Origin of the sequence: Neisseria flavescens (genome assembly GCF_001618065.1) — a bacterium.
Classification (GTDB): Bacteria; Pseudomonadota; Gammaproteobacteria; order Burkholderiales; family Neisseriaceae; genus Neisseria; species Neisseria flavescens_A.
In genome coordinates, this window is sequence record NZ_LAEI01000063.1 from 1 (window position 1) to 18,053 (window position 18,053).

Genomic DNA, 18,053 nt, shown 5'->3' on the forward strand with positions numbered 1-18,053 from the left:
GGGAAACGGTCGATGTGTTTGGCGATCATGGCTTGGGCGGTTTGTTGAAAGAAGGTGGTCATGGAAAATCCCCTAAATGTCTTGGTGGGAATTTAGGGGATTTTGGGGAATTTTGCAAAGGTCTCAGCCTGCAAACATAAAAGGCCGTCTGAAAATCAATTTCAGACGGCCTTTTTTATTATCAATCCAATCAGTTTTTCATCGATTGAACCGGAGCCGGGATTCTGCCGCCTCGGTTGACGAATACTTCACATGAGCCTTCTTTGACCGGCATTACAGGCGCGTAGCCTAACAGGCCACCGAACTCGACGCTGTCGCCGACGGTTTTGCCGGTTACCGGAATAATGCGCACGGCAGTGGTTTTGCTGTTGATCATGCCGATGGCGGCTTCGTCGGCGATAATACCGGAAATGGTATGAGCAGGCGTATTGCCGGGAACGGCAATCATATCCAAACCAACGGAGCAGACAGCGGTCATGGCTTCGAGTTTGTCCAGTGTCAGCACGCCGGCTTCGGCAGCGGCAATCATGCCCTCATCTTCTGAAACAGGGATAAATGCGCCGCTCAAACCGCCGACCGCACTGGAAGCCATCATGCCGCCTTTTTTCACGGCATCATTCAGCAAGGCCAAAGCCGCTGTCGTGCCGTGCGTACCGCAGACGCTCAAACCCATCTCTTCAAGAATGCGCGCCACCGAGTCGCCAACGGCAGGGGTTGGTGCCAATGACAAGTCGAGAATACCAAATGGGATGTTTAGCATTTTTGAAGCTTCGCGGCCGATGAGTTCGCCCACGCGGGTAATTTTGAAAGCAGTTTTCTTCACTACTTCCGCAACTTCGGTCAATGTCGTTGCATCTGAGTTTTCCAACGCGGCTTTTACAACACCCGGACCCGATACGCCGACATTGATAACGGCATCCGCTTCGCCCGAACCGTGAAACGCGCCCGCCATAAACGGGTTGTCTTCTACTGCATTACAGAACACGACGATTTTGGCGCAGCCGAAACCTTCGGGCGTGATTTCAGCCGTACGTTTGATGGTTTCGCCTGCCAGCTTGACTGCATCCATATTGATACCGGCACGCGTGCTGCCGATATTGATGGAGCTGCACACGATATCGGTAGTCTTCATCGCTTCGGGAATGGAATGAATCAGCACCTCATCCGAAGGCGACATACCTTTTTGCACCAACGCGGAAAAGCCGCCAATAAAAGACACGCCTATCGCTTTGGCAGCCTTATCCAAAGTTTGCGCCACGCTGACGTAAGAATCAGCATGGGTGGCCGCGGCGATTTGGGCAATCGGCGTAACGGAAATGCGCTGATTCACAATCGGTACACCGTATTTGGCAGACAGATATTTTGCCGTTGCCACCAAGTCTTTGCCGACTGTGGTGATTTTATTGTAAATATTTTGGTTCAACACATTGATATCGCTGTTGATACAGTCATGTAAATCAATGCCGATGGTAATGGTACGGACATCAAAATTCTGGTCGGCTACCATTTTGACGGTTTCAAGTATCTCATTACTGTGGAAGTTATTCATGGGGTTCGGCCTTTCTTGCAGGTCGTCTGAAAAATATTTTCAGACGACCTTCGATTAGACTTTAAGCTTGACATACATATGCTCTTGCGTGCCTTCAGCAGTTTTTCGCATTTCGTAATCAAACACATCAGAATATTTTTTTACTAAATCGGTAAATTTCTTACACCCGTAATTACGTGGGTCAAAATCTACCTGCAAGCGTTTCCAAGTGGCACCGAATGCAGTCATAGCCATCCATTCACTTTCCGCATGTTCGAAAATTTTATGTATAGTCTCTAATGGTAATTTGTTCTCAAGTTGTTCGGCAATTTTCGGTTGAGCTTGAGCATTTTCGGGAGAGGCTGTTTGAATCTGTTTCTCTGTTGGTTTCTGTGGTTTATCAGTTACTGTTTCTTTTTGTGTGGGTTCAGGCATCAAGTTTTCTACATAGATAAATTGGCTGCACGCATTACGGAAAGCTTCAGGCGTTTGCTTTTTGCCAAAACCGTAAACTGTTACACCTTGTTCTTTCAACCGAATAGCTAATGCAGTAAAGTCACTATCACTAGATACCAAACAAAAACCATCAAAACGGCCAGTATAAAGTAAATCCATCGCATCAATAATCATAAAACCGTCAGTGGCATTTTTACCTGTGGTGTAAGCAAATTGCTGCATAGGTTTGATAGCATGCTCATTAATGACGGCTTTCCATTTGCCGTTGTCACCAACAAAGTTGCCATAGATGCGTTTTGCCATTGCTTCACCGAATTTAGTTGTTTCTTCTAAAATCGCATCAATGGTTTGCGCTGACGCATTATCAGCATCAATTAAAACTGCCAACCGTGCAGATTTCTCTTCAGCTACATTAAAACTAATTTTATTTTTTGACATAATTTTAGAGTTCCTAAAAATCAAATACGGTGCATGGCTTGAAAAATTTCTTCGTTTTGCATACGGATATCAAGCGCGAGTTTTTTGCTCTCTTCCGCAAACAAATCCAAAACTTCTTGACGCGATTTGGCGCATTTTGAAGTGTCTACCAAAATAATCATGGTAAAAAAATCGTCCATCAGCTGTTGGCTGATGTTGAGAATATTGATTTGGTTTTCCGCTAAAATTTTGGAAACGTCGTACACAATGCCCACACGGTCTTTGCCGATGACGGTGATGACTGAATTGTTCATAACGCGGTTTCTCCTCATAAGATATTTGAAAAGTGTTGACAATTATAACACTTAGGCCGTCTGAAAAACTGTTTCAGACGGCCTGAGTATTCAAATTTCAATTTTAATTATCGCCCTGCTTTCAAAGCCTGCCACAGGCGAACGCTGAGTTTGCTCGCATCGGTTGACTTAGGGGAGACGATGAAGCTTTTTTCCATCAATTCTTTGCTTGGGAAAATCGATTCGTCAGAGGTATATTTTTCATCCATCAAATCACGCGCCGGACGGCTGGCAGGAGCATAAGTCACATAGTTGCCGTTTTTGGCCGCTGTTTCCGGATTGAGCGTGTGATTGATGTATTTGTGTGCATTGGCCACATTTTGCGCATCACGCGGAATCATCAGCGAATCCACCCAAATACCGACGCCGCTTTTCGGCGCCAATACTTCGACTTCGACGCCGTTTTCTGCTTCTTTGGCACGGGTTTTGGCAATATTGAGGTCGCCGCCGTAGCCTACCGATACGCAAAGATTACCGGCAGCCATATCGTCAATATAGCCGGATGAGGTAAAGCGTTTGATGTCGGGACGCACTTTTTTCATCATATCGACAGCTGCTTTGATGTCATCAGGGTTTTCGCTGTTCGGATCTTTGCCCAAATAATGCAAAGCCAAAGGAATCTGCTCGATGGCGCTGTCAAAATAGCTGATGCCGCAGGATTTCAGTTTTTGGGTGTATTCAGGATTGAACACCAAATCCCATTCGTTTTCAGGCAGCTTGTCCGTACCCAAAGCCTTTTGAACCTGCTGTTTGTTAATCGCCAGCGTATTGATACCCCAGAAATAAGGGACGGCATATTCGTTGCCCGGATCGACGGTTTCCATCATTTTCAACAAATCAGGATCGATATTGGCGTAATCGGGAATTTGCGATTTGTCGATTTTTTGATACGCGCCGGCTTTAATCTGACGGCCGACATTGGCAATAGAAGGCGCAACCAAGTCATAACCCGACTTGCCGGTCAGCAGCTTGGCTTCCAGCGCTTCGTTGCTGTCGTAGTAATCGTAGCGGACGTTGATATACGTTTTGTTTTCAAACGCAGACAGCGTGGCAGGATCGACATAATCCGACCAGTTGTAGATATTGAGTTTATCCGTTTGAGAGGAAGTTTGAGATGCGGAAGATTCTGCGGCGGTTTCTTTTCCGCCGCTACACGCAGTCAAGACGAGGCTCAAGATTGCCGCCGCCATCAAAGATTTTTTCATGGTTTCAGACCTTTTGTTCGGGGGGTAAAAATATTGCAGCGGTGGCGGATGCCACTTACAAAAGGGAAACTGTGGGGGCGGCCGGCATGTGTCCTTTGCCCTTGATTCAGCAAGGTTTGCATTAAACGGCAAAAATCTTTTGAATGCAAGACCTTAAAGCAGAAAAAAATTTCATTTTTCAGATGGCCTGAAGCTATGGTTTTATTCATAAACAACATTTTTTCAGAAACGGTTTCATGCCGTCTGGAAAAAACTGTGGGCTTATTCAAACGGCCTCAAGATTTGTCAAAACCGCCCAATTTGTGGGAAAATTGCACGATTGAATTTAATGAAGGGCGACACCGTGTTAGACAGAGAAGGCTATCGCCCCAATGTCGGTATTATCCTGATTAACGAGCGTAACGAAGTCTTTTGGGGCAAACGCGTACGCGAACATTCATGGCAGTTTCCGCAAGGCGGCATCAAGCCGGGTGAAAGCCCTGAGACCGCCATGTACCGCGAGTTGTACGAAGAAGTCGGCCTGTTACCGCAACACATCAAAATTGTTGGCCGTACGCGCGACTGGTTGCGTTATGACGTTCCCAGCCATTGGGTGCGCCGCGAATGGCGCGGTTCGTATCGCGGACAAAAACAGATTTGGTATCTTGTGCGTTTGGTCGGCCGCGACAGCGACGTCAACCTCCGCGCCTGCCATCATCCTGAATTTGACGGCTGGCGCTGGCACCAATACTGGGCGCCGGTTGACGAAGTCATCGACTTCAAGCGCGGCGTGTATTTGGACGCATTGACCGAACTCTCCCGTTTCTTGCGCGGCATAGAAAGCTATGAAGACTTTATCCGGCGCAATCCAATAGAAAACCTATAATCCAAACGCTTTCAGGCCGTCTGAAAGCGTTGTTTTTCATCCTTTCAGACGGCCTTTACATTATTCCTATGGCTAAAAACAATCAATACAGCGAATCCAGCATTACCGTCCTCAAAGGCTTGGAGCCGGTCAAAGAACGTCCCGGCATGTACACCCGTACCGACAGCCCGACCCATATCTGTCAGGAAGTAATTGATAATGCGGCGGACGAGGCGTTAGGTGGTTTTGCAACTGCAATCGACGTGCAAATTCATGAAGACGGTTCGCTTTCCGTCCGTGATAACGGCCGCGGCATTCCCGTCGGCCTGCACCCTGAAGAAGGCGTACCCGTAGTCGAACTCGTCTTCACCCGTCTGCACGCAGGTGGCAAGTTCAACAAAAAAGACGGCGGCAGCGCCTATGCCTTTTCAGGCGGCCTACACGGCGTCGGCGTATCTGTGACCAACGCCCTTTCCACCCGCCTTGAAGTAACGGTCAAACGCGAAGGCAAAGTCCACCGCATCGTCTTTTCCGGTGGCAACGTCATTGAGCCATTGACTGAAGTGGGCAAATGCGCCGTCAAAGACAGCGGCACCGAAGTGCGCGTCTGGCCGGACGGCAAATATTTTGAAAGCCCGAATTACAGCATTCCCGAACTCGAGCGCCTATTGCGCGCCAAAGCCGTCTTGTTGCCGGGCGTACGCGTTTCCCTGACCCGTCCGGTTAAAGGCGAAAACGAAACATACACCCAAACTTGGCACTATCCAGACGGCTTGAAAAGCTATCTGACCGACCTCATTGCCGATGCGCAGGAAGCCGTGCCTATCTTCTCTTGTGAAAACTACATTTCAGACGGCCACAACGGCGATTTCAGTATCGGAGAAGGCGCCGCGTTTGCCCTGACTTGGCTGGAAGAAGGCTCGTGTGCCAACGAAAGCTACGTCAACCTCATCCCCACCCCTCTGGGCGGTACGCACGAAGCAGGCTTGAAACAAGCCGTGTTTAACGCCGTCAACAACTTCATCAATCTGCACAACCTCTTGCCGCGCGGCGTGAAAGTGCAAAGCGACGACGTGTTCAGCAAAACCGCCTTCGTCCTCTCTGCCCGCGTCCTCGACCCTCAGTTCCAAGGTCAGACCAAAGACAAGCTAACCAACCGCGACGCGCTGAAACTCGTTGCCACCGTATCGGGCGATCCTTTGGAATTGTGGCTGAACCAAAACGTGGATTACGGCAAAAAAATCGCCGAACTCGCTATCCGTCAGGCACAAGCACGAATGCGTTCGGTTAAAAAGATTGAAAAGAAAAAAGGCAGCGGCGTTGCCGTCCTGCCCGGCAAGCTAACCGACTGCGAAAGCGAAGACATCCGCGAAAACGAACTCTTCCTTGTCGAAGGCGATTCTGCCGGCGGCTCTGCCAAACTTGCCCGCGACAAAGCCACACAGGCCATCTTGCCCCTGCGCGGCAAAGTGCTCAACAGCTTTGAAGTCCACCCCGACCAACTCTTCGGTAACGCCGAAATCCATGATATTTCCGTCGCCATCGGTGTCGATCCGCACGGCATCAACGACAATCCCGATTTAAGCGGCCTGCGCTACGGCAAAATCGCCATCCTGTCCGATGCCGACGTGGACGGCTCGCATATTCAGGTCTTGCTGTTGACCCTGTTCTACCGCCACTTCCCCAAACTGGTTGCCGACGGACATATCTACGTCGCCCAGCCGCCGCTGTTCCGCGTTGATGTCAACGCACAAGGCAAAAGCAAACCTGCCCGCAAATTTTACGCCCTCGACCAAAACGAACTCGACAGCATTTTGGAGCGACTACAAAAGAAGGCGTTAAAGAAACTGCTTATTCCATCAGCCGTTTCAAAGGCTTGGGCGAGATGAACCCCGACCAGCTCAAAGACACCACCATGCACCCTGACACCCGCCGCCTGTTGCAGGTACAAATCCCAGAAGGCGCAGATGACGAAACACGCGACATCTTCGTCAAACTGATGGGCAAAGGCGAAGCCGCCGCCCGCCGCGCATGGATGGAAAAAGAAGGCGATACGGCAGAATTGGATATCTAATCCATTGTTTCAATAGACTAAAGGTGTAGAAATCAGTAGCGTTGTTTACAGTATTTCCAGGAGAATACTGAAACATGAACATGCACAAAAACACTCGTCTCACCCCACACCACCGCCAAGCCATTTGGCTGGCCTACACGCAGGAAAAGGAAAGCGTTACCTCCCTGGCACGCCGCTACCAAGTCAGCCGCGTCACCATTTACCGCGCACTTAAAGCTGCAAGAGGCAGGCTGCTCAAACCCCAAACCAGCACCAACAACCGTTTCAAACAGGCAAAGTACGGAATGAAACGCCTGACCAAGGTAGAACGCAGCATTCAGAAAAAACTCAAAAAGCAGGCCAAACGCTACAATAAATCCTACCCCGGAGAGTTAGTGCATCTCGATACCAAACGGCTGCTGCTGCTCAAAGGGCAGAAAGCCACCGATAAACGGGATTACCTGTTTGTCGCCATCGATGATTTCTCAAGGGAGCTATACGCCGCCATTTTGCCGGACAAAACTGCAGACAGTGCCTCCAAGTTTCTGACCGAACACCTGATTGATTCCTGCCCCTATTTGATCGAGTGCGTGTATTCCGACAACGGGACGGAATACAAAGGATCGGCCAACCATGCTTTCGGTGTGGCCTGTTATGAGAACGGGATTGGTCAAAAGTTTACCCGGGTTGCCCGTCCGCAGACCAACGGTAAGGCGGAGCGAGTTATCCGTACCCTGATGGAGATGTGGCATGAGAAGCAGTCGTTTGACAGTCCGGAACATCGGCAAAAGGAGTTGTGTCGCTTTGTTAATTTCTATAACACTGTGAAGCCGCACCGCAGTTTGAATGGGGATACGCCGTTTGAGGTCTTGCAGGCTTATTTTTCTCAACCTGTGGTGTAAACAACGCGATGATTTCCTACACTAAAGGCCGTCTGAAACTTTAAAAGTTTCAGACGGCCTTTTTCAAAATCATCAGAATTTAAGGTTAAACAGTATTTCCATACCCCGTTACTTACCTATTTCTATTTTTGCAGCTTGATTGAGTTTTTAAGACAAATAAAAAAGCACTGATATTATCAGTGCTTTTTAAATAATGGCGCGGCGGACGGGGCTCGAACCCGCGACCCCCGGCGTGACAGGCCGGTACTCTAACCAACTGAGCTACCACCGCGCATCCACTGTCAAAGACAATGAAAGGAAACTTGGTGGGTGATGACGGAGTCGAACCGCCGACATTCTGCTTGTAAGGCAGACGCTCTACCAACTGAGCTAATCACCCGATAAGCCGACATTAAATCAAAAAATCAGGCTACGCGCAAGGTTTTTATTTAAACAAAAATATATCCCATTGAAAGAATATAGAATATTTTATTTAACCGCAAAAATTACCGTTATGCCCATCTATCAATCGAAAATCAAATGCCCCAATTTATCCGCTTTAGTATGCAGATAACGTTCATTTTCCACATTTTCGCCGACATGTAATGCAATCCGTGCGACCACATTAATACCGGAATCTTTCAATGTTTGGATTTTTTCAGGGTTATTAGTCAACAACTTGACTTCACGAATATGCAGATAATCATAAATCTGCTTGGCCAAAGTAAAGTCGCGCGCATCAACAGGAAGACCGAGTGCAACATTGGCCTCAACCGTATCCAAGCCCTGATCTTGCAGACGATACGCACGGATTTTGTTTATCAAACCAATGCCCCTGCCTTCTTGGCGCAAATATACGATAACGCCACGCCCTTCTTTCTGAACAGCCTGCATCGCCGCTTGAAGCTGAGGGCCGCAATCACATTTCACCGAAAATAAAGCATCGCCGGTCAAGCACTCGGAATGAATACGCGACAACACAGGCAGGCCGTCTGAAACATCGCCCATCGTCAATGCGACATGCTCCTGACCGCCCTCTTCTTCAAAGCCGTGCATGGTAAATTCGCCCCATTCCGTAGGCAAACGGCATGACGCGACAAACTTCAACGCGTTACTCATTTTCCGCTTCCTCGTTTTCAGCCACGCCCAACAGATTTTTCAAAGAATCCGACAGCGCCAAGGCAAGGGCAATCCAAGCCACCAATACTTCATCGGGCGCGCCGTCTTTGACATCAAACTCGGCATGTACCACACCCAAAACCGCACCGCTGGGCATACAGACAGGAACAGAAATCTGACTCAAACCAGGATGATTGCGTTCGTTCGACAATTCACCAATTTCCTGCCAATACGCCACATTCTGACAAACATTCATCCAACCGCTTTGTGCCGTACGCACAGCCAAAAAAGCCTGTCCGGCCTGCTCGTCGATTGGAATCACATTTTCCAATGGCACGCCCCAACGGCTCAGTCGAACCAGCGACAACGCGCCATCTTTCGGAAACGCTGTATAAACCGCTGCGCTTTTCAAATGCTCGGTGCGCTCGGCAACCGAATCCAAAGCCATAAAAATCTGTTTCAGCAACAATTCATGCTCGGCATCAACATAATCCGCCAACTGCCAACCGTCTTCAGACGGCCACAAAATCGAACGCTCAACCGAAGCATTGCCCATTTTAATCACAGACTGGGCAGTCAAATAAGCAACATGTATATCATCCGCAGGCAACTTCAAACCTTGCGTCTGCAAAAAATCTTTAATCAATAAAGCAGGCATCTGCCCTTCCTCACCAAATGGAAAGTTGAGGCCGTCTGAAAACAAACCCTGCTTTCAGACGGCCGGAATAAATCATTATATAAGGGATAAACCGAAAAATTCAAGCAACCAAGACTTTGCGCCCCCATTAATCTTGTGTATAATCCACGGTTCAGATTAGTGCGGACGTGGCGAAATTGGTAGACGCACCAGATTTAGGTTCTGGCGCCGCGAGGTGTGAGAGTTCGAGTCTCTCCGTCCGCACCACACTCAAAATGAGCAGCTTTCGGGCTGCTTTTTTTACATCTATTCCACTATATACCCTATTCAAAATCAAAACTGCTTTAATTTTTTGACCTTTGCAAAAAGGGGTTTATTTGGGGGTATAACAGACGTTTCCACTTATCTTTCAGACGGCCTATCATTTATGTTGAATCCATCGCAAAAACTTGTCGAATTGGTCCGTATCCTTGAAGAACGTGCCTATATTTTTCCGGGAGATCCCGTTCAGGCGACGGAAGCGTTGCGACATATTGATGGCGGCAACGAGGAAAAACTGATACACCGTGCCCAAATTATTGACCGCGACCAGCATTTGAAATATGTGTTGCAACAGGTGGAGACAGGCTCGTTTTGGCTTTGGATTGTTGCGGCGACGTTGTTGTTTACGGTCGGTTTTTCCAGTACTTATCTTTTGATGGACAATCAGGGGCTGAACTTTTTTCTGGTATTGGCCGGGATTTTGGGCATGAATACAGTCATGCTGCTGGTGTGGCTGGCGACTTTATTCCTGCATTTGAAAAATGTGCACTTTATCAGCAGTCCGGCAACTTGGTTCCGAGGCAAAGATCCTGTCAATCAGGCAATTTTGCGGCTTTATGTGGATGAATGGCGCAAACCGCAAACGCGTTGGCTGATTGGTGCAACTTCACACGGTCTGTGGCTATGCACGCTGTCGGGAATGTTGGTTTCTGTTTTGCTGCTGCTTTTGGTGCGTCAATATACGTTCAACTGGGAAAGTACGCTTTTAAGTAATACGGCATTGGTGAAAACGGTTGAGGCTTTGTCATGGCTGCCGGAACGTTTGGGCTTTCCTGTTCCCGACAGTCAGGCTGTGATTGCAGGCCGTCTGAACAATCATATCGAAGATGCACGCGCTTGGGCGGGTTTACTCATCGGCAGCATCATCTGCTATGGCATTCTGCCACGCTTGCTTGCTTGGCTGGCTTGCAAGATTACTTCAAAAACCCTGCGCGAACGTTTGGATTTGAATCAGCCCTACTATCAAAACATCCTCCGCACATGGCAAACGAAGATTGTCGATGCCGATGATTTTCAGGAAAACATCGTTCCCGTTTCATCTAAAATTACGCTGAATAATGCGCCCAAATGGGCTGTTACACTGGAAACAGAATGGCCTGAGCCGCTTTGGTTTTCCGGCGTTTTGGCGCAAGAGTGGATAGACAAAGGCGTGGCCGCCGGCAGAAAAGATTTGGAACAATTGGAAGCCGAATTGAAACAAACTCCGGCGCAACTTCTCATCGGCGTACGCACGCAAACTGTTCCCGATCGCGGCATTTTGCGTCAAATCAGCCGCTTGGCCGAGGCTACGGACGGCGGCGTTATCATTCAGCTTTTGAATCAAGACAGTTTCTCTGAAGATTTGGATACCAAACTGGATTATTGGCGCGATGCGCTGGCAGAAAGAAACATTGCCTGGCTGGAGCCGACCCGTTTGGCACAAGAAAAACGGCAAAGCGCTATTTGACAGATAAACCGAAGGCCGTCTGAAACCTGATGTTTGGGTTTCAGACGGCCTTATTTATTGTTGAGGATTCATCTTAATGATGTTCGTGGCGATGCTCTTGATGATGTTTAGGTTTGGCTGCATGATGTTTGGCTTTAGGTGCAGGTTTTTTCATTTTTTGCGGTTTGACTTTTTTGTGCATATGCTCTTGTTTCGGATGCATTTCATGTTTGCCGTGTGCAGAAGCGACTGGAGCCAATACCAAACCGGAAGCTGCAACCATCAAAGAGGTCATTTGAATCAGTTTTTTCATATTTATCTTCTTTCAAGTGGTTGATTTTAGGTAAAAATAAGAATTTATTCACATTCATTAGCGATGGACAAATATTAATGGCTTTGACTGTCAGCTGCTGTCAGCATTCGGCGAAATCTGTTCAAAATTCGGCAATAGAAGTATGGCGACACGATGATGTAGCATGGTTTTGAAAGTTTACCGTCAATTTTGACAAAGCGTCTTTACACATTTCCCAAACGACAAAAAGCGCGAACCTTTCGATTCGCGCTTTTTTCAGACGGCATCAATTATTTTTTGTCGTCTTTTACTTCTTCAAAGTCGGCATCTACAACGTCGTCGTCTTTCTTAGCAGAAGACTCGGCTTGTGCGCCCTCGCCTGCTTGTGCTTCGGCTTGCGCTTGAGCGTAAACCATTTCACCCAATTTTTGGCTGGCTGCACCCAAAGCTTCGGCTTTGGCATCGATAGCGGCTTTATCGTCGCCTTTAACGGCTTCTTCAGCTTCTTTCAACGCAGCTTCGATTTTTTCTTTCTCGGCAGCGTCGAGTTTGTCGCCGTAGTCAGCTAGAGATTTTTTCACGGAGTGAATCAGGGCTTCGGCTTGGTTGCGTGAAGCGACCAATTCAGTCAGTTTTTTATCTTCTTCAGCATTGGCTTCGGCATCTTTCACCATGCGTTCGATTTCTTCTTCGCTCAAACCTGAAGAGCCTTGGATGGTGATGTTGGCCGCTTTGCCTGTACCTTTGTCTTTGGCGGAAACGTGCAAGATACCGTTGGCGTCAATGTCGAAAGTAACTTCAATTTGCGGCATACCGCGTGGTGCAGGTGCGATGTCGGTCAAGTTGAACTGACCCAAAGATTTGTTGGCAGAAGCGCGTTCGCGTTCGCCTTGCAGTACATGGATGGTTACCGCGCTTTGGTTGTCTTCGGCAGTAGAGAACACTTGAGACGCTTTAGTCGGAATAGTAGTGTTCTTTTGAATCAGCTTGGTCATCACGCCGCCCATGGTTTCGATACCCAAAGACAGAGGCGTTACGTCCAGCAACAATACGTCGCTGCGGCCGCCGCTCAATACTTCGCCTTGAATCGCTGCACCTACGGCAACAGCTTCATCAGGGTTCACGTCTTTACGAGGCTCTTTGCCGAAGAAGGCTTTAACGGCTTCTTGTACTTTCGGCATACGGCTTTGACCGCCGACCAAGATTACGTCGTCAATGTCGCTGGTGCTCAAGCCGGCATCTTTCAATGCGATTTTGCAAGGCTCGATAGAACGTTGGATCAAATCTTCAACCAGGCTTTCGAATTTGGCACGGGTAATTTTCATGGCCAAGTGTTTAGGACCGGTTGCGTCCATAGTGATGTATGGCAGGTTGATTTCAGTTTGCTGACTGCTGGACAATTCGATTTTAGCTTTCTCAGCAGCTTCTTTCAGACGTTGCAGAGCCATTACGTCTTGTTTCAAATCAATGCCTTGTTCTTTTTTGAACTCGTCAATGATGTAGTCGATCAAGCGTTGGTCGAAGTCTTCACCGCCCAAGAAGGTATCGCCGTTGGTAGCCAATACTTCGAATTGTTTGTCTCCGTCGAGGTTGGCAATTTCGATGATGGAAATATCGAAAGTACCACCACCCAAGTCATATACGGCTACTTTGCGGTCTTTGTTGTCGCCTTTGTCCATACCGAATGCCAAAGCGGCTGCGGTTGGTTCGTTGATGATACGTTTTACTTCCAAACCTGCGATACGGCCTGCGTCTTTAGTCGCTTGACGTTGACTGTCGTTGAAGTAGGCCGGAACGGTAATCACGGCTTCGGTGACTTTCTCGCCCAAGTAAGCTTCAGCGGCTTCTTTCATTTTACGCAAAACTTCTGCGGAAATTTGAGGAGGAGACAGCTCTTTACCTTGCGCTTTCACCCATGCGTCGCCGTTGCTGGCTTTGATAATTTCGAAAGGCATAGATTCGATGTCGCGTTGAACTTCTTTGTCTTCAAATTTGTGGCCGATCAAACGTTTGGCGGCGTAAATAGTGTTTTTAGCGTTGGTTACCGCTTGGCGTTTTGCAGGCGCGCCGACGAGGATTTCGCCGCCGTCCAAATAAGCGATAACGGAAGGAGTGGTGCGTGCACCTTCTGCATTTTCGATCACTTTGGTTTGACCGTTTTCAGAAATGGCCAAACAAGAGTTGGTTGTACCTAAGTCAATACCGATTACTTTTGCCATATTATGTTGCTCCTAATAAATAAACTTTTCTAAATTAATAATCCTGTGGAACATTTCGTTCCGATGGCTTGTAAATAAGGTTGCTTCATTTTTTTTTCAAGGCTTAATTTGAATTTTTTTTAAATTAAATTCAAGTACTTGATTTATTTATCCACAAGCCGTTTATTCTTTTCTCAGACGGCCGGTTTTAATTTTCCGATTCCGGTTTATCGGAATGATTTTCCAATAGCGGAACATCGGGATTTGAAACCGGATAAGGCCGTCTGAAGATTTTATGCTTGATAAACTTTATCAAGCGGTGCCTTCAATCTTCTTTTTTCGCCACGACAACCATCGCAGGACGCAGTACGCGGTCGGCCAATGTATAGCCTTTTTTCATCACGCTGACGATGGTATTCGGCTCTTGCTCGCTGACGACTGCCTGCATCGCTTGATGTTGGTGCGGATCGAGTTTGTCACCCGGCTGCGGGTTGATTTCTTTAATATGGGTGGCATCAAATGCTTTTTGCAGCTCGTTCAAAGTCATTTGCACGCCCATTTTCAGTGCATCGAAATTGCCGCTTTGGTCCAGCAGCGCCATTTCGAGATAATCTTTAACCGGCAACATTTCTGCTGCAAATTTTTGTCCGGCGAATTTATGGGTGTCGGCGATTTCCTGCTGATGGCGGCGGCGCAGGTTTTGCTCGTTTGCCAGACCGCGCAATTCGCTGTCTTTGAGTTGGCCTTCCAACTCGGTGACACGCGCCTGAAGCTCTTCGTAAGTCGGTTCTGCTTGTTCGGTTTCAACGGTTTCGGCAGTTTCTACGGCTGCCGCTTCTTCTGCTTCATGTTGATGTTGTTCGTTATGCTCCGTCATTTCTGACATCCTTTTAGCGTGTTGATATTCGATGTTTCATATATAAGGCCGTCTGAAAAAACTTCAAGCATTTGAACGTCGATTATCAAATGCCTTGTTAAAAGACGTTGGAAAACGGTAAGATAGCCATCTGATTTTATTCTTCAGACGGCCTCGAATATGAAAAAAGACCATTTGAATTCAACCGATTTTAATCTGTGGCACACCATCCGCGAAGAAACTGAAGCGGCAGCCGCGGCCGAACCGATGCTGGCGAGCTTCCTGCATCAAACCGTGTTACGCCACGATTCGCTCGATTCGGTACTTGCCTACCATCTTTCCAGCAAACTCGGCAGCCCGATTATGGATGTGCGCGCTCTGTTTGAAATTTATCAGCAGGCTTTGAGCGTGGACACCCGTATCAGCAAATGTGTCGAGGCCGACTTAAAAGCCATTTACGAGCGCGACCCGGCTTGTGATGAATATTCGCTGCCGCTGTTGTATTTCAAAGGCTTCCACGCCGTACAGGCACACCGTATCAACCACTGGCTCTATCAAAACGGCCGTAAAACGCTGGCGTATTTCCTGCAAAACCGCATGTCGGAAGTCTTCGGTGTCGATATCCACCCAGCCGCCCGTTTCGGTCACGGTTTGATGCTCGACCATGCCACCGGTTTTGTGGCCGGTGAAACCGCCGTCTTAGGCAACAATATTTCCATCCTCCACGGCGTAACGCTGGGCGGTTCAGGAAAAGAAAGCGGCGACCGCCATCCGAAAATCGGTAATGGCGTGATGATTGGTGCGAATGCTTCGATTTTGGGCAACATCCGCATCGGCGAAAATGCCAAAATCGGCGCAGGCAGCGTGGTGGTTGCCGACGTACCGTCTTCGATTACCGTTGTCGGCGTACCGGCCAAACCGGTCGGCCGCTCTTCCAAAACTCCGTCTGCCGATATGGATCAAAGTATTCAATTATCATCTACGGATTTTGTGATTTAAGCAGTCTGCCATTAAAAAAGGCCGTCTGAAAGATTTATTCTTTCAGACCGCCTTTTTCTATTTAAATCTTGGTGTTAACCGCGTTTGCGCAAGGTTTCCAAGTGCGTTTTAACCTGCTTAACTTTCTCTTCGGTAAATAGGTTGGCAATGTTTTTCCAAATGCTGTGATAACCGTAAGGCCCGTGTTGCATTTCGGCTTTTGCTTCTTCCACCGGCCAACCTTGATAAATGATGCGGTACATTCCGGCAATCAAACCGGTACGGTCTGCGCCGTGATAACAATGAATAAGCACTGCCCCGTTTTGCTGTTGTTTTTCAATCAGGTATAGGATTTCCGCAATCTCTTTCGGCTTAATGCTCCATGACAGCAACGGACGGTTTAGCAAGGTCAAACCATACGCCTTCAAATGGTCGTCATCGTTGCGGTCGAAAAAGCGCAGGTTGATCACGCTTTGAATGCCCAGTTTGACGATGGCTTCGCCATCTTCGGCAACAGGCTGCTCGCTGCGGTAAAGCTTGTCGTCGATACGATAAAGGTTGGCATCGTGTTTGACAGGCGTTGCCCAACGTTCGGACTGAACGGCTTGGCCGCCGTTATCCGGCGGCGCAGATAAGCAAGCGATGGGCAAGCCGGAAGCGAGAAGGCACAATAAAAGACGGCGCATAAAATTCCTGTATGAAAATCAATGGGAAAACAAATATCGAAAGATTTTATCAAAACCCGTTCGGATATTCTATCCGCGCAAACCGCGTTACAATAAAGCCTCTTTTTTCAGACGACCTTTCATCATGACCTGCCTTGCTTGGAACACCACGCCTTCCCTTGCCAACCTTTGCCACGCGATCGAACAACATACCGCGCCGCTTTATTTGATTGTCTGCCTGCCTGAAAACCATATTCCCGATTTTCCATTATCGAATCAGCCATCCGAGCTTGAAGGCCGTCTGAACAACCGCCTCGTTCAAGCCATGAAATGCCTTCAGTTCAACAGCGTCAATGTTTTGGAAAACCTATTGCCTGACGTGCACCTTTGGCTGGTTCCGCCACACCGCGCCGACCGCTTACACGAACATTTCCCTCATATCGAATGGCAAACCGAAGCCATACCCCAATCCACCCCCATTACTCTAAAACCTTGGTTCAGACGGCCTGAACATCAAGCCGCGCCCGAACATGTCCTGATTATCGGCGCAGGCATTGCCGGCGCGGCAACCGCACGCAAACTGGCGGAACACGGCGTACGCGTTACCGTTTTAGAGGCCGGAAAAGCAGCGCAGGCAGGCAGCGGCAACCGCCAAGGCTTGCTCTACGCCAAAATCTCGCCACACGATACCGAACAAACCGAGCTGCTGCTGACAGGCTACGGCTACACGCGCCGATTGTTGGAAGACTTGCTACCCGACTCCGACGTATGGGGCGGCGACGGCGTATTGCATTTGAATTTTGACGACAGCGAACGCAAACGCAATCAGGCCTTGGGTTTGCAACACCAGCATAAACACCTTTACCACAGCGTATCTGCCGAAGAGGCTGCGCACATTGCAGGCATAGACGTATTTTCAGACGGCCTTTACTGGCCGCAAGGCGTATGGCTGAATCCGCCCACTGTCGTGCATGCCTTATTGAATCATCCGCTAATTGAGTTGCACGAACACTCGCCGCTGACCGCCGTATCGCATGACGGCACACAATGGATGGCACACACACCGGATGCTCATTTCAACGCCAGCCATATCGTTTACTGCATGGGCGCGCACAGCCCGACTGCCGCCGACACCAACGTCTCCGCCCTGCCTTTCCGCCAAATCCGCGGCCAAACCGGCGTTGTGTCCTCAAGCCCGTTTTCACAAAAGCTGCGTTGCGCCATTTCCGGCGAAAGCTACATCAGTCCGAGCTGGCAAGGCCGCCACTGCTACGGCGCGACATTTATCCTCAACAGCAACGATGAAACTTGGTATCCAAACGAAGAAGTCGACAACCGTGCCGCCCTTCAACAACTCAATCCGCCATTGGCACAATCCCTGTTTGATCAAAATTCGTTTTCAGACGGCCTTCAAAACACACAAGGCCATGCCGCCCTGCGTTGCGACAGCCTCGACCACTTGCCCGTTGTCGGCGCACTCGGCGACATCGCCGCCATGCAGTCCGCCTACGCCAAGCTGGCATTGGACAAAAACTACCGCCTCGACAATATCCCCTGCCCTTACCTGCCCAATGCCTACATCAATACGGCACACGGCACGCGCGGCCTGGCGACAGCCCCCATCTGCGCCGCCGCCATTGCGGCCGAAATACTCGGCTTGCCCCATCCGCTATCGCAAAGGCTGAGAACCGCGCTACACCCCAACCGCGCCATCATCCGCGCGATTGTTCGGCAGCAGCCGTTGTTATCCGTTTAAAGATTTCGTTTTAAATAAAAAAGGCCGTCTGAAAGTCATCAAAACTTTCAGACGGCCTTTAGCTATCC

General features: G+C 48.8%; 15 protein-coding genes, 3 tRNA genes and 1 pseudogene. 7 read left to right on the forward strand and 12 right to left on the reverse strand.

All coding sequences use genetic code 11. The features are described 5' to 3' along the window. Positions 1 to 190: 190 nt before the first annotated feature. From TW89_RS09595 to TW89_RS09610, 4 genes are all read right to left on the reverse strand, one after another. Positions 191 to 1,549 (reverse strand): PFL family protein, encoded by a 1,359-nt coding sequence (locus tag TW89_RS09595; protein ID WP_128581302.1) that lies wholly within the window; start codon positions 1,547 to 1,549, stop codon positions 191 to 193. A gap of 54 nt (positions 1,550 to 1,603) precedes the next feature. Then, complete coding sequence (locus TW89_RS09600) at positions 1,604 to 2,422, reverse strand: NYN domain-containing protein (RefSeq protein WP_128581303.1); 819 nt, start codon at positions 2,420 to 2,422, stop codon at positions 1,604 to 1,606. A gap of 20 nt (positions 2,423 to 2,442) precedes the next feature. After that, entirely contained in the window at positions 2,443 to 2,715 is a 273-nt protein-coding gene (locus TW89_RS09605; protein ID WP_128581304.1) for an ACT domain-containing protein, read from the reverse strand. Between the two features lie 107 nt (positions 2,716 to 2,822). After that, the gene (locus tag TW89_RS09610) at positions 2,823 to 3,959 is read right to left on the reverse strand and encodes a polyamine ABC transporter substrate-binding protein (protein ID WP_128581305.1); all 1,137 of its coding nucleotides are present in this window, start codon (positions 3,957 to 3,959) and stop codon (positions 2,823 to 2,825) included. A 328-nt stretch (positions 3,960 to 4,287) separates the two neighbouring features. On the opposite strand from TW89_RS09610, the gene TW89_RS09620 reads away from it, so the two are divergent. The 3 genes and pseudogenes from TW89_RS09620 to TW89_RS09630 all read left to right on the forward strand — a co-directional run bounded on the left by TW89_RS09620 (position 4,288) and on the right by TW89_RS09630 (position 7,758). Then, complete coding sequence (locus TW89_RS09620) at positions 4,288 to 4,824, forward strand: RNA pyrophosphohydrolase (RefSeq protein ID WP_164836722.1); 537 nt, start codon at positions 4,288 to 4,290, stop codon at positions 4,822 to 4,824. Between the two features lie 68 nt (positions 4,825 to 4,892). Continuing rightward, positions 4,893 to 6,877 (forward strand): annotated as a pseudogene (gene parE, locus TW89_RS09625) (DNA topoisomerase IV subunit B). Positions 6,878 to 6,951: 74 nt separating this feature from the next. Continuing rightward, positions 6,952 to 7,758, forward strand: a complete 807-nt coding sequence (locus TW89_RS09630; RefSeq protein ID WP_128581307.1) for an integrase core domain-containing protein — start codon at positions 6,952 to 6,954, stop codon at positions 7,756 to 7,758. A gap of 194 nt (positions 7,759 to 7,952) precedes the next feature. Here the strand turns inward: TW89_RS09630 and TW89_RS09635 are convergent. The 4 genes from TW89_RS09635 to TW89_RS09650 form a co-directional block, all read right to left on the reverse strand. Beyond that, positions 7,953 to 8,029, reverse strand: a tRNA-Asp gene (locus tag TW89_RS09635). Positions 8,030 to 8,061: 32 nt separating this feature from the next. Then, a tRNA-Val gene (locus tag TW89_RS09640) sits at positions 8,062 to 8,137 on the reverse strand. A 125-nt stretch (positions 8,138 to 8,262) separates the two neighbouring features. Next, a complete protein-coding gene (ribA, locus tag TW89_RS09645) occupies positions 8,263 to 8,856 on the reverse strand; it encodes a GTP cyclohydrolase II (protein ID WP_128581308.1) in 594 nt (197 codons plus the stop codon). Then, positions 8,849 to 9,514: a hypothetical protein gene (locus TW89_RS09650; protein ID WP_164836723.1), complete on the reverse strand. Its 666-nt coding sequence runs from the start codon at positions 9,512 to 9,514 to the stop codon at positions 8,849 to 8,851. Before TW89_RS09650 ends, ribA begins: the two co-directional genes overlap by 8 nt. A 161-nt stretch (positions 9,515 to 9,675) precedes the next feature. Between TW89_RS09650 and TW89_RS09655 the strand changes: the two genes are divergently transcribed. Both TW89_RS09655 and TW89_RS09660 read left to right on the forward strand, forming a co-directional pair. Continuing rightward, positions 9,676 to 9,760: transfer RNA gene (locus TW89_RS09655), tRNA-Leu, on the forward strand. 160 nt (positions 9,761 to 9,920) lie between these two features. Further along, positions 9,921 to 11,261 carry a DUF2868 domain-containing protein gene (locus TW89_RS09660; protein ID WP_128581310.1) on the forward strand — a complete coding sequence of 447 codons (1,341 nt, stop codon included), beginning with the start codon at positions 9,921 to 9,923 and terminating at the stop codon, positions 11,259 to 11,261. 73 nt (positions 11,262 to 11,334) lie between these two features. Here the strand turns inward: TW89_RS09660 and TW89_RS09665 are convergent, their stop codons facing one another. The 3 genes from TW89_RS09665 to grpE all read right to left on the reverse strand — a co-directional run bounded on the left by TW89_RS09665 (position 11,335) and on the right by grpE (position 14,616). Then, positions 11,335 to 11,553: a hypothetical protein gene (locus TW89_RS09665; RefSeq protein WP_128581311.1), complete on the reverse strand. Its 219-nt coding sequence runs from the start codon at positions 11,551 to 11,553 to the stop codon at positions 11,335 to 11,337. 269 nt (positions 11,554 to 11,822) lie between these two features. Beyond that, positions 11,823 to 13,751 (reverse strand): molecular chaperone DnaK, encoded by a 1,929-nt coding sequence (gene dnaK / locus TW89_RS09670; RefSeq protein ID WP_128581312.1) that lies wholly within the window; start codon positions 13,749 to 13,751, stop codon positions 11,823 to 11,825. A 304-nt stretch (positions 13,752 to 14,055) separates the two neighbouring features. Further along, a complete protein-coding gene (gene grpE, locus TW89_RS09675) occupies positions 14,056 to 14,616 on the reverse strand; it encodes a nucleotide exchange factor GrpE (RefSeq protein ID WP_128581313.1) in 561 nt (186 codons plus the stop codon). 150 nt (positions 14,617 to 14,766) lie between these two features. On the opposite strand from grpE, the gene cysE reads away from it, so the two are divergent. Then, positions 14,767 to 15,585 (forward strand): serine O-acetyltransferase, encoded by an 819-nt coding sequence (gene cysE / locus TW89_RS09680; RefSeq protein WP_070583842.1) that lies wholly within the window; start codon positions 14,767 to 14,769, stop codon positions 15,583 to 15,585. Between the two features lie 74 nt (positions 15,586 to 15,659). Here cysE and TW89_RS09685 read toward each other — a convergent pair whose 3' ends face one another. After that, entirely contained in the window at positions 15,660 to 16,250 is a 591-nt protein-coding gene (locus TW89_RS09685; protein WP_128581314.1) for a tyrosine-protein phosphatase, read from the reverse strand. Positions 16,251 to 16,374: 124 nt separating this feature from the next. Here TW89_RS09685 and mnmC point away from each other — a divergent pair, with 124 nt between their 5' ends. Further along, the gene (mnmC, locus tag TW89_RS09690; protein WP_128581315.1) at positions 16,375 to 17,985 is read left to right on the forward strand and encodes an FAD-dependent 5-carboxymethylaminomethyl-2-thiouridine(34) oxidoreductase MnmC; all 1,611 of its coding nucleotides are present in this window, start codon (positions 16,375 to 16,377) and stop codon (positions 17,983 to 17,985) included. Positions 17,986 to 18,053: the final 68 nt, after the last annotated feature.